The organism is Colwellia sp. E150_009 (genome assembly GCF_053543955.1).
The window spans coordinates 41,071-53,350 of record NZ_JBHFOM010000009.1 but is presented as its reverse complement, the minus strand read 5'-3'; the positions used below and the strand labels follow the sequence as shown (position 1 = coordinate 53,350).

Here is a 12,280-nt window from a genome sequence, read left to right as displayed (position 1 = left end):
AATATTTTGAATTTAACATTATTGAAATAATTGTAGGAAGAAATACTGTGATAGACGAAATTATTGAAGATGCGCAAGAACGCATGGCAAAAAGCATAGAATCTCTCAAGAGCAGCTTAAATAAGATTAGAACAGGACGTGCGCACGCTTCACTATTAGATAATATTAGTGTTGAGTACTATGGTATGGAAACACCGTTAAACCAAGTTGGTAATATTTCAGTGCCTGATGCACGTAACCTTTCAATTACCGTATTTGATAAAGGCATGATTTCAGCCGTAGAAAAAGCGATTATGAAATCAGACCTTGGTTTGAACCCACAATCGAACGGTACCCTTATTCGTATTCCTTTACCACCATTAACAGAAGAGCGCCGTAAAGATTTAGTTAAAGTTGTTCGTGGTGAAGCAGAAGGCGGAAAAGTTGCCATTCGTAATATTCGTCGCGATGCGAATTCAGACTTTAAAAGCTTACTAAAAGATAAAGAAATTAGTGAAGATGAACATCACCAAGCAGAAGATAGCATTCAAAAAGTAACCGATTCTTTTGTTAAACAAGTTGATGACGTATTAGCTAAAAAAGAAGCAGAATTAATGGAAATTTAATTTATTTCTTTGAACAGGCGCCAGTGTATTGTTGATACGAACTGGCGTTTTTGTATATTTAGTAAAATTTCACGAAAGGATAGTTAGTGGCTAATCAAATAGCATCACTAGATAACGAGCAAAAGATTCCTGCACATATTGCTATTATTATGGATGGCAATGGGCGTTGGGCTCAAGCTCAGGGAAAAAGGCGCGTTACCGGACATAAAGCAGGTGTTGAATCTGTACGTGCGGTTGTTAAAGGAGCGCGTAAGGCTGGAGTGAAAGCATTAACATTATTTGCTTTTAGCAGTGAAAATTGGCAAAGACCTGAAAAAGAAGTTAGTGTATTGATGGATTTATTTATGTATGTGCTAATGAGGGAAGTGAAGCGTTTACATAAGCATAATATTTGCTTTCAAGTGATTGGTGATATAAGTCGATTTTCTGATAAATTACAAAATAGTATTAAAAAATCAGAACAATTAACTGCAGGTAACAACGGATTGATTTTATCAATAGCAGCAAATTATGGTGGTCGCTGGGATATTACAAATGCAGCAAAAATATTGGCAAGACGAGTAAAAAATAATGAGATTTTGTTAGACGATATTGATGAAGAATTATTGCATTCGCATACCTGTTTAGCCGAATTACCCGCATTAGATTTGTTAATTCGTACTGGTGGCGATTACCGTATTAGTAACTTTTTATTATGGCAAGCAGCTTATGCAGAATTTTATTTTACAGAAACTCTTTGGCCAGACTTTAACGAAGAAGAGTTTGAAAAGGCATTGAACGTTTTTGATCAACGAGAACGTCGTTATGGTCAAACAGGCGAACAAATTAAACAGCTTCAAGTTTAAATATTAGAATATAGAATGGACTTTAGTCCGATGGAAGGAGAATCCCCTCTAGGTAAAGGATGTAAAAATACTTCTAAGAATAATACATGAGTATGTAAAAATAAGTATCTAAGTCAGTCAAACTATAAAAATTAAGACTTGAATATTACTAAAATAAAAAGGATATACCTTGCTTAAATTACGAATTATTACAGCATTGATTTTAGCACCTGCTGCAATTTCTGCAATTTTCTATTTACCCCTACTTTATTTTGCGGCCTTGTTGGCCGTGATCATTGGTATTGGCGCATGGGAGTGGGGACCGTTAATGGGGTTTGGTACAAAAACTCGTAGAATAGGTTTTGCGGCAACAACTATTATACTAATTGGTGGTATATGGTTTGTCATGTCTCCTGCTCATTTATGGATTACTTCAACGCAGCTACATGAATATGCGCTGGCCTTGTTATGGTTAGCGGTTGCTTGGTGGGTGTTTTCTGCTTTCTTAATGCTTTCTTACCCAAATGCCAGTAATTTTTGGTCAAAACATCGTTCCATTCGAGGAGTATTTGGCTGGCTAACGCTTGTGCCAACATGGCTTGCTTTTATGGTAATTCGCACAAACGACTATCAAGCTGATACTTACCATGGCGCGCAATTACTTATGTTTTTATTTTTAATGGTATGGAGTGCAGATATTGGGGCATATTTTGTGGGGAAAGCCTTCGGCAAAAATAAGTTGATGCCTAATGTAAGTCCAGGAAAAACCTTTGAAGGTTTTCTCGGTGGCGTTGTTTTTGCTTGTGTCTTGGTGGCAATAGCTGCCTACCAACTAGCTTGGAATAATGATCAAATTATGACAATACTATTAGTGACAGTATTAATTACTACTGTTTCTGTTTTAGGTGATCTCAATGAAAGTATGTTTAAGCGTCAAGCGGGAGTGAAAGACAGTGGCTCTATTTTACCAGGTCACGGTGGTATTTTAGATAGAATTGACAGCTTAACCGCTACTGCGCCTATTTTTGCGCTTTGCTACGTATTTTTTGGTTGGTAAATTAAGTGATAAAAACAAGCATATCCAACCCTACAAGAGTGCGCAATCTATGTATATTAGGCTCTACAGGTTCTATAGGAAAAAGTACATTAGAGGTCGTTCGTTTACACCCTGAAAAATTTAATATTGTCAGTTTGTCTGCTAATAGCAGTATAGATAAAGTTGTTGAGCAGTGTATTGAATTTACCCCGCAAATTGTCGTGATGGGAACCGTTCATTATGCTGAATTATTGACCTCACGTTTAATCGAGGAAAACTTAGGCGAAATTCAGGTGAAGCATGGTAGTGAAGCCCTGATAGATATTGCTCATGATTCTGCGTCAGATACTGTTATGGCAGCGATTGTTGGCGCAGCAGGGCTTATGCCAACACTCGCGGCGGTTAAAGCAGGTAAACGTGTTTTATTAGCAAATAAAGAAGCTTTGGTGACCTCTGGAGCTATATTTATTGATGCAGTCAAACAATCGGGAGCAGAGTTGCTTCCTATTGATAGTGAACATAATGCAATATTTCAAAGTTTACCATGGCAAGAACAAGCACGTGTTGGGCATTGTGAATTAAGTCAAAACGGTATTAGTAAAATACTCTTAACAGGGTCGGGTGGCCCTTTCCGCACTTGGCAATTGAGTGAGCTGGAAAGCGTTACACCAACGCAAGCATGTGCTCACCCAAATTGGGATATGGGCAGAAAAATATCTGTTGATTCAGCCACTATGATGAATAAAGGGTTAGAGTTAATTGAAGCAAAATGGTTATTTAATGTAGATGTTGAAGATATTCAAGTAGTATTACACCCACAAAGTACTATTCATTCTATGGTGCAATATTTAGATGGTTCAGTTATTGCTCAAATGGGTAATCCTGATATGCGCACACCTATTGCACATGCATTGGCTTATCCAGAACGGATTGATTCAGGTGTTGCATCACTTGATTTCTTTAATACTGCAGCTTTTGAATTTCAAGCAGTAGATTTTAGAAAATATCCTAACTTGAAATTGGCGATAGAAGCTTGTAAAAAAGGGCAGGCAGCCTGTACTGCATTGAATGCCGCAAACGAAATAGCTGTTGAAGCTTTTTTAGATGAAAAAATTAAATTTAATGATATTTACAAAATAAATGAAACTTCTGTGAAAAAATTTGTCTCAGAACAGGTAAGTAATATTAATGAGGTTATTTCCTTAGATGCGCGTGCTAGAGAATTTGCTCAACAATTATTGGTAAAATTTAAATGATTTCAATGAGCACCTATAGGGAACGAAAGAAGAATGTTTGAGTTTATTTGGAATGCCATCTCGTTTGTTGTAGCGCTGGGTATATTAGTCACAGTCCATGAATATGGACATTTTTGGGTAGCGCGCAAAAATGGTGTAAAGGTTGAACGTTTTTCTGTTGGGTTTGGTAAAGCTATATGGCGTAAAACTGCGACTGATGGCACTGAATATGTTATTGCCATGATCCCCTTGGGTGGTTATGTTAAAATGCTTGACGAGCGTGTTGATACCGTTAGCGAACAAGATAAAGATAAAACATTCAACTCAAAGTCAGTTTATCAACGTATAGCTATTATTGCAGCAGGCCCTTTTGCGAATTTTGCGTTTGCAATTTTTGCCTTTTATTTAATGTTTTTAATTGGTGTACCAAGTATTAAACCAATTGTTGCTGATATTGTTCCAGGCTCGATTGCGGCTGTTGCTCAAGTTCCTGATGATGTAGAAATTGTTGAGGTGGCAGGTAAAGAAACTCGCAATTGGCAAGATGTTAACTTAGCTTTAGTTGGTGAGATAGGTGCAGACTCAATCATAATAAAAGCCAAAGGTATTGATAGCCAATATGCCAAGAGTTATACCTTAACAACAGAAGATTGGCAATTTTCACCAGAAAAGCAGTCATCGTTGGCAAGCTTAGGTATTACGCCTTATCAACCAAAGGTATATAATGAACTTGCGCGTGTTGGTAAAGATAGCCCCGCAGCTGCAGGTGGTTTACAGGTAGGAGATAAACTTATCTCACTAAATAATGCCTCTTTAGCTGAAGGCTGGCTTGATTTTTCAACCAAAATAAAAGATTTTCCGAACACTAAAGTTGATATAACTCTTGAGCGCGCTGGGAATATAAAAACGATTGCCGTAACGCCTAAAGGTGTTGAGAAAAATGGTAAACTTATTGGTTATTTAGGTGTTTCTCCTAAGTCAGATGGTTGGCCTGAAGAGTATAAAATTGAAATTAGCTATGGTTTCTTTCCTGCCATAGGAGAAAGTGTTCATAGAACATGGAATTTAGTTGTATTGAGCTTTGATATGATCGGTAAATTAATTACGGGTGATGTCTCAGTAAAAAATTTGAGTGGACCAATAGCGATAGCGCAAGGAGCGGGTGATAGTGCAGGGTATGGTTTTGTTTATTTTTTAGGCTTTTTGGCATTAATTAGCATTAATTTAGGAATAATTAACCTTTTACCGTTACCAGTACTTGATGGCGGACACTTACTCTATTATCTTATAGAGCTTTTGACAGGAAAGCCTGTACCTGAAAATATTCAAGAGGCTGGGTTTAAGTTTGGGGCTTTGGCATTATTAGCATTAATGAGCATTGCCTTGTTTAATGATTTTAGTAGAGTGCTGGGTTAAATAGGTTTAAAGGTAGGAATAATTAACCTTTTACGCTTTGCCCAATTGAACCAGTACTTGATGGTGGACACTACTCTCTTGTCTTTATATAGGCTTATAGAGCTTTGGACAGGAAAGCCTGTACCAGAAAATATTCAAGAGGCTGGGTTTAAGTTTGGGGCTTTGGCATTATTAGCATTAATGAGCATTGCCTTGTTTAATGATTTTAGCCGAGTGCTGAGTCAAAGCATATTGAAATTAAATAAGAACCAATTAATCGTAGGCTTTAGGTTTTCAATCTAGCTCCTAAGTGTAGAAATTAAAAGAAGTAATAAAGTAAGCATTTATGATAATTAAAAAATTAGCCTTTGCCGTATTTTTAGGCGCTTTAGGTACAACAACACAAGCAGCCGAAGAATTTCAGGTTGAAGATATCGAAGTCAAAGGCTTACAACGTGTTGCTTTAGGTGCCGCATTAACGCATATTCCTTTTAATGTAGGGGATAATTTAAATAAATTTAGAATTTCTCAATCAATTAAGTCTCTGTATAAATCAGGTCATTTTAATGATATTCGTGTTTATCGTGATGGTAACCGTATTATTTACCGTGTTAGAGAACGTGAGACTATCAGTGAAATTACTTTTGATGGTAATAGTGATTTAAAAGACGAACAACTAACTGAAAGTTTAGATGGTAGTAATATTCGCGTAGGTGAAACATTAGACCGAACTGTTATTTCAGGCATTGAAATGGGTCTAGAAGACTTCTATCACAGTGTAGGAAAATACAACGCTGATGTAACCACCACGGTAACTCATTTACCTCGTAATAGAGTGAATTTAGAATTCAAATTTTCTGAAGGCGATGCCGCTGCACTTAAACAAATTAATTTGATTGGTAACGAAGTTTTTACCGATGCCCAAGTACTTGAGAATATAGAACTTACGTTTGATTCGCCATGGTGGAATTTTATGGCGCAAGATAGGTATCAAAAACAGACGTTACAAGGTGATATGGAAACCATCAGTAGCTATTATCTTGATCGAGGTTATCTTCGTTTCAAAGTTGATTCAACTCAAGTATCAATGACGCCAGACAAGCAATCAGTATATATTGCATTAAATGTTACCGAGGGCGAAACTTATACCATTAGTGGCGTTGATTTTATTGGTGATATGGCAGGTTTTGAGCAAACAATTAAAGCGATAAACCCATTGCAAGCAGATAAGCTTTATAATGGTGCTGAAGTCACTTATACCGAAGAAGTTATTAGTAAGTTTCTCGGTCGCTTTGGTTATGCTTATCCTAAAGTAACTACTATCCCAGAAATTAATGATGAAGATCACACGGTTAAATTATCTATTTCAATAGATCCTGGTAAACGTATTTATGTAAATAAAGTTAATTTCAGCGGTAATCATGTTACTGCTGACAAAGTATTACGCCGTGAATTAAGACAAATGGAAGGGGCTTGGTTATCTAACAGTATGGTTGAGCACTCTAAAGCGCGTTTATCTCGATTACCTTACATGGAAACGGTTGATTTTGAAACAAATCAAATTGCAGGTGAAGAAGATTTAGTGAATGTAGACTTTACCGTAAAAGAACAAGCTTCAGGCTCTTTCACTGCGGGTATTGGTTATGGTGATTCAACTAAATTAAGTTTAAATGCGGGTATACAGCAAAATAACTTTTTAGGTACAGGTAATCGTTTAGGTTTTAATATTAATACCAATACTTATTCAAAAAGTGCCACTTTTTCTTTTACCGACCCCTATTTTACTGTTGATGCTGTATCACTAGGTGGGCAAATATTCTATCAAGCGTTTGATGCAGGGCAAGCTAACCTAGAACAATACAATAATAAAACCTATGGTGTTGGTCTTAACTGGGGATTCCCAATTAACGAGTATGTTCGACTTGGTTTTGGTGTTGGCTTTAAAAGTAATAGCATTACGTCATTAGAAACCTATGAACAGATCCAAACCTTTTATGATTTACATGCAGAACCTGATAAGCCTGATTCTTTAAAAACGCTTAATAATTATGATGTTAATGCTACTATTTCTCGCTCAACATTAAATCGAGGAACTTTTCCATCAGCAGGTTCATCACAACAGTTGTCATTAAAAATGACGACTCCTAACATATCTGATGTTCAATATTTTAAAGTTAACTTTGATAGTAAATTTTATTTTCCACTCACACGCGATCAACGTTGGACCGTGTTAACACGTTTGCAGTTAGGTTACGGTAATGGTTATGGCGAAGTTAATGGTAATGATCAATTGTTACCATTTTGGGAAAACTTTAGAGCAGGTGGTTCAGATACCCTACGTGGCTTTGAAAATAATACTGTTGGCCCGCGAGCAATATATCGTTTTCCAACCACCATTGGGGGAACGCCTGATGTAACGGGGGGAGTTGCTTGTTGTTTAGGTCCAGATCATGATTCTATTCAAGTTTCAACACGAAGTGTAGGGGGAAATGCGGTTGCAGTCGGTGGCATTGAGTTAATTGTTCCTACACCATTTTTAGATGAAGGATATTCTAACAGTGTTCGTACCAGCTTTTTTGTAGATGTTGGTAATGTTTGGGATACTGAATTTGATATTAAAGATTATCAAGATTTAACAGAGATCGATATTGACCGAATTGGTGATTATTCAGCAATAGGGCGTTACCGAGCATCAGGCGGGTTATCAATTCAATGGTTATCCCCAATGGGGCCAATGATATTTAACTTTGCTAAAACAATAAAAAAAGAAACGGATGATGATACATCGTTCTTTAGCTTTAATATTGGTAAAACATTTTAAATGTTTACATAGTTTTACGACCTAGTAAACTCTATCAAGTAAATAATGGTTCTTAGTTGTTAATTATATTAACCTAAGTGCAATAAAGATATTTCAATTCAATATAAAATGAGAAGAGGAAAAAACATTGAACAAGTTTATTAAATCTATGGTTATTAGCGCAACGGCATCAACCATGTTATTAGCAAGTAGTGCAATGGCTTTTGAACAAAAAATAGCTGTTGTTAACGTACAAGAAGCCATGAGTCAAATTCCTCAAGCAGCTGTATTAATGCAAACTTTAGAGGCAGAATTTAAAGATGAAAAAGGCGTAATAGAGCAGCTTCAAAAAGACTTAACTTTTGAAGATGAAAATTTAAAGCGCAATGGTTCTTTAATGAGCGAAAAGGAAAAAACTGATCTGCAAAATAAAATGGCTGATTTGTATCAACAATATCAAGTTAAAGTTAAAGAATTTCAACAAAAAGTTTCTCTTCGTAAGAATGAAGAAACCAATAAATTGTTAGCTTTAGTTACTCAAGCCGTTGATAATATTTCAGCTAAAGATAAGTATGATCTCGTACTTTCAAAACAAGCAGTTGTTTTTTCAAAACCAGCAATAGATATTACCGTTAAAGTGGTTGAGCAAGTAAGCAAGTTAAAATAATTTATGACTTACACACTTGCTGACATCGCAGAATATATACAGGCCGAGTTAATTATAAAGCGCGAGGCTATGTGTTCTGCCGATTGTACTATTAACGGTTTAGCAACGCTGGTAAATGCTAAGCAGGGCAATGTTGCTTTTCTAGCAAATAAAAAATATATTTCACAACTTGGTAACACTCAAGCAAGTGCGGTGATTATTTCTCCTGACATGCTAGCACAATGTCCTGTGAATGCATTAGTTATGGATAACCCTTATATGGGTTATGCCATATTGGCTAACTTACTTGATACAACACCAACAATTGCAGAGGGTATTCATGCAAGTGCTGTAATAGCTGATGAAGTAACGCTAGGCAAAAATGTTAGCATTGGTGCTAATGCGGTTATTGAGTCAGGTGTTAAGCTGAAAGATAATGTTAGCATTGGAGCAGGTTGTTTTATTGGAAAGAACACTTCAATTGGTAAAGGCACACGCCTTTGGGCAAATACCAGTATCTATCATAATGTCATTGTTGGTGATGATTGCTTAATTCAAGCTAATACAGTTATTGGCTCAGATGGCTTTGGTTATGCTCCCGTAAATGCGCAATATAAATGGCATAAAATTCCCCAATTGGGACGTGTAGTTATTGGTAATCGTGTGGAAATTGGGGCAAGTACTACAATTGATAGAGGGGCGCTTGAAGACACTATAATCAAAGATGGTGTCATACTCGATAACCAAATTCAAATAGCGCACAATGTCATTATTGGTGAAAATACAGCGATGGCAGCTTGTAGTGTTATTGCTGGCAGCACAGTGATTGGAAAAAATTGTACCATTGCAGGGCTTGTTGGTATCAACGGACATATACATATTGCCGATAATTGTACCTTTACGGGTATGGCTATGGTGACAAAGGATGTTAATGCTTCAGGTGTTTATTCTTCAGGTATGCCCGCGGTACTCAACAAAGAATGGAACAAAACTAATGCTCGGGTAAAACGATTAGATAGTTTAACCCAGCGCGTAAAAATGTTAGAAAAACAACTGCAAAACAGCCCGGAAAGCATACAGAAATAAAGATAACTCAATTATAATAATAGCCGCAAAGGCCAGACTAAATAACGTAAACATATGTGCTAACTAACTAGCACAAGCCACAGAAAGGAACAATCAATTGGACACTCTTGATTTAAATAGAATAGCAAAACCCATATCATTAAATGAAATAAAAGAGTTGATTCCACATCGGTATCCTATGTTACTTGTCGATAAAGTTATTGACCACGAACCTTATAAAAGCTTGCATGCAATCAAGAATGTAACGATTAACGAGCCTATTTTTACAGGACATTTTCCTGATGCGGCAATTTTTCCAGGTGTGTTAATTTTAGAAGCATTAGCACAAGCAACTGGAATACTTGGATTTAAAAGTAGTGAAGGTCGTGAAGGAAATGAAATGTACCTTTTTGCCTCAATCGATAAAGCGCGTTTTAAACAACCTGTTATACCAGGTGATACTATGCATCTTCATGTGGAATTTATTAAAGAACGACGTGGAATGTGGAAGTTTTATGGTGAAGCAAAAGTAGATGGTAAAGTTGTTTGTTCAGCAGATCTAATGTGTGCTAAAAGAAAACTTTAAACTATAGGTCAAGAAATATCTATGATTCATCCTCAAGCGATTATTGAACCTGGTGCCATTATTGGAGAAAATGTTACTATTGGTCCTTGGACCCATATAGCTAAAAATGTTGTTATTGGTGATAATTGCCATATTAGCTCTCATGTTGTCATTAATGGCCCAACAATTATTGGAAAAGGAAACCGAATTTTTCAATTTGCCAGCATAGGAGAAGATTGCCAAGATTTGAAATATGCGGGAGAACCAACAGAACTCATTATTGGCGATAATAATATTTTCCGTGAGTGTTGTACTATTCACCGTGGTACATTGCAAGATAACAGTTTAACACAAATTGGTAACAATAATTTATTTATGGCATACACTCATGTGGCACACGACTGCATGGTAGGTAGCCACTGTATTATGGCTAACAATGCCTCTATAGCTGGCCACGTTCATGTTGGTGATCATGTTATTATTGGCGGTATGTCGGGCGTACACCAATTTTGTCACATTGGTGCGCACAGCTTTATAGCGGCAAATGCATTGGTATTAAAAGATGTGCCTGCATACGTTATGGCGTCAGGGCACCCAGCCAAACCTTTTGGTTTAAATAGTGAAGGATTAAAACGCCGCGGTTTTGATAGTAATATTATTTTATCAATTAAGCGTGCATATAAAGAAATTTACCGTAAAAAGCAATCGGTTGAAGAGGCATTGAATGCTATCTCTGCACAAGGGAACTCTTCCCCAGAATTGGATCTTTTTACGTATTCAATTGAAAAATCTACACGTGGTATTATTAGGTAAGCTCGTTTTATAGAGTAAAATCGTTAGGTTTTATCACTTGTAAACTTACGTTAAGTAGCGCAGGTATAAAAATACACAGATAAAAAGATAAATCTAGGGACTAAATTGGTGTCATCAATATTAACGGTTAATACTACTTCACCTATATTTGCTATTGTTGTGGGTGAACATTCTGGTGATACGCTCGGTGCTGGTTTAATGCAAGCATTACAACACCAATATCCGCAAGCTAAGTTTGTGGGTATTGGGGGAGCTAAAATGCAGAAACTGGGTTTTGATAGCCTATTTGCCATGGAAGAATTAGCCGTTATGGGCATTGTTGAAGTCCTTGGTCGACTCAGACGGTTATTACAAGTAAGAAAGCAACTCGTTGAATATTTCACTCACAATAAGCCCGATGTTTTTATTGGTATCGATGCGCCAGATTTTAATATTGGTTTAGAGCTTCGCTTAAAAAAACACGATATAAAAACAGTTCATTACGTTAGCCCTTCAGTTTGGGCATGGCGCGAAAAACGTATTTTTAAAATAGCAAAAGCAACGGATATGGTGCTGTCGTTATTGCCTTTTGAAAAGAAATTTTATGATAAACATAATGTCCCTTGTACTTTTGTAGGTCATCCGTTAGCAGATGATATCCCCATGGTAAATGATAAAATACAAGCCAGAGCCGAACTTGATTTACCCATTGAAAATAAAATTCTAGCCTTAATGCCTGGCAGCCGAGGGGGCGAATTATCTCGTTTACTTGAACCTTTTTTTCAAAGTGCTACACAATTACAAAAAGAAGATGAAAACCTACTTTTAGTTGCACCAATGGTTAGCGAAAAACGTGCTGAGCAGTTTAAAACATTAAAAAATAAGTTTGCACCTGATTTGAAAGTACTCGTTATTATCGATAAAACACAAACCGTGATGGCAGCAAGTGATTGTTTATTAATGGCATCAGGGACGGTTACGTTGGAAGCAGCCTTAATTAAAAGACCTATGGTGATATGTTATAAGTTTACAACGCTGACTTATTTATTAGCTAAATGGTTAGTAAAGCTACAATGGTTTTCATTGCCTAATTTATTGGCTAATAAAACCTTGGTACCTGAGTTATTGCAAGATGACGTATGCCCCGAAAAAATAATTCCTTTAGTGAGGGCGCGTCTATACCAAGATCAAACTCAATTAAATGAGAGTTTTAATTTAATACATCAACAATTAAAGTGTAATGCTAGTAAGCAAGCAGCTAAAGCTGTGATTGATTTACTTGATACGCCTAATTAAATCCTTTCACCCCAATGCAGC

12 protein-coding genes are annotated in these 12,280 nt (G+C 36.6%); all 12 read left to right on the top strand.

Features of this window, described 5'->3' with window-relative positions:
* The first annotated feature begins 47 nt into the window (after nucleotides 1-47).
* The 12 genes from frr to lpxB all read left to right on the top strand — a co-directional run bounded on the left by frr (nucleotide 48) and on the right by lpxB (nucleotide 12,259).
* Nucleotides 48-605, top strand: coding sequence for a ribosome recycling factor (gene frr / locus ACE1OF_RS06320; protein ID WP_448893405.1), 558 nt, complete (start codon nucleotides 48-50; stop codon nucleotides 603-605).
* Nucleotides 606-691: 86 nt separating this feature from the next.
* Entirely contained in the window at nucleotides 692-1,450 is a 759-nt protein-coding gene (gene uppS / locus ACE1OF_RS06315; RefSeq protein WP_448893404.1) for a polyprenyl diphosphate synthase, read from the top strand.
* Nucleotides 1,451-1,619: 169 nt separating this feature from the next.
* The gene (locus ACE1OF_RS06310; protein ID WP_448893403.1) at nucleotides 1,620-2,486 is read left to right on the top strand and encodes a phosphatidate cytidylyltransferase; all 867 of its coding nucleotides are present in this window, start codon (nucleotides 1,620-1,622) and stop codon (nucleotides 2,484-2,486) included.
* A gap of 38 nt (nucleotides 2,487-2,524) precedes the next feature.
* The gene (gene ispC, locus ACE1OF_RS06305) at nucleotides 2,525-3,721 is read left to right on the top strand and encodes a 1-deoxy-D-xylulose-5-phosphate reductoisomerase (RefSeq protein ID WP_448893456.1); all 1,197 of its coding nucleotides are present in this window, start codon (nucleotides 2,525-2,527) and stop codon (nucleotides 3,719-3,721) included.
* Between the two features lie 33 nt (nucleotides 3,722-3,754).
* Nucleotides 3,755-5,116 carry a sigma E protease regulator RseP gene (gene rseP / locus ACE1OF_RS06300; RefSeq protein WP_448893402.1) on the top strand — a complete coding sequence of 454 codons (1,362 nt, stop codon included), beginning with the start codon at nucleotides 3,755-3,757 and terminating at the stop codon, nucleotides 5,114-5,116.
* Between the two features lie 78 nt (nucleotides 5,117-5,194).
* The gene (locus ACE1OF_RS06295) at nucleotides 5,195-5,398 is read left to right on the top strand and encodes a hypothetical protein (protein WP_448893401.1); all 204 of its coding nucleotides are present in this window, start codon (nucleotides 5,195-5,197) and stop codon (nucleotides 5,396-5,398) included.
* A 43-nt stretch (nucleotides 5,399-5,441) separates the two neighbouring features.
* Nucleotides 5,442-7,916 (top strand): outer membrane protein assembly factor BamA, encoded by a 2,475-nt coding sequence (gene bamA / locus ACE1OF_RS06290; RefSeq protein ID WP_448893400.1) that lies wholly within the window; start codon nucleotides 5,442-5,444, stop codon nucleotides 7,914-7,916.
* A 127-nt stretch (nucleotides 7,917-8,043) separates the two neighbouring features.
* Entirely contained in the window at nucleotides 8,044-8,562 is a 519-nt protein-coding gene (locus ACE1OF_RS06285; RefSeq protein ID WP_448893399.1) for an OmpH family outer membrane protein, read from the top strand.
* 3 nt (nucleotides 8,563-8,565) lie between these two features.
* Nucleotides 8,566-9,627 (top strand): UDP-3-O-(3-hydroxymyristoyl)glucosamine N-acyltransferase, encoded by a 1,062-nt coding sequence (lpxD, locus tag ACE1OF_RS06280; RefSeq protein WP_448893398.1) that lies wholly within the window; start codon nucleotides 8,566-8,568, stop codon nucleotides 9,625-9,627.
* Nucleotides 9,628-9,748: 121 nt separating this feature from the next.
* Nucleotides 9,749-10,192, top strand: a complete 444-nt coding sequence (fabZ, locus tag ACE1OF_RS06275) for a 3-hydroxyacyl-ACP dehydratase FabZ (protein ID WP_448893455.1) — start codon at nucleotides 9,749-9,751, stop codon at nucleotides 10,190-10,192.
* Nucleotides 10,193-10,213: 21 nt separating this feature from the next.
* Nucleotides 10,214-10,984, top strand: a complete 771-nt coding sequence (lpxA, locus tag ACE1OF_RS06270; protein WP_448893397.1) for an acyl-ACP--UDP-N-acetylglucosamine O-acyltransferase — start codon at nucleotides 10,214-10,216, stop codon at nucleotides 10,982-10,984.
* A 108-nt stretch (nucleotides 10,985-11,092) separates the two neighbouring features.
* Nucleotides 11,093-12,259: a lipid-A-disaccharide synthase gene (lpxB, locus tag ACE1OF_RS06265; protein WP_448893396.1), complete on the top strand. Its 1,167-nt coding sequence runs from the start codon at nucleotides 11,093-11,095 to the stop codon at nucleotides 12,257-12,259.
* Nucleotides 12,260-12,280 lie beyond the last annotated feature (21 nt).

Coding starts and splice junctions, on each gene's coding strand:
- lpxA (WP_448893397.1), top strand. CDS start 10,214: ATGATTCATCCTCAAGCGATTATTGAACCTGGTGCCATTATTGGAGAA.
- lpxD (WP_448893398.1), top strand. CDS start 8,566: ATGACTTACACACTTGCTGACATCGCAGAATATATACAGGCCGAGTTA.
- rseP (WP_448893402.1), top strand. CDS start 3,755: ATGTTTGAGTTTATTTGGAATGCCATCTCGTTTGTTGTAGCGCTGGGT.
- bamA (WP_448893400.1), top strand. CDS start 5,442: ATGATAATTAAAAAATTAGCCTTTGCCGTATTTTTAGGCGCTTTAGGT.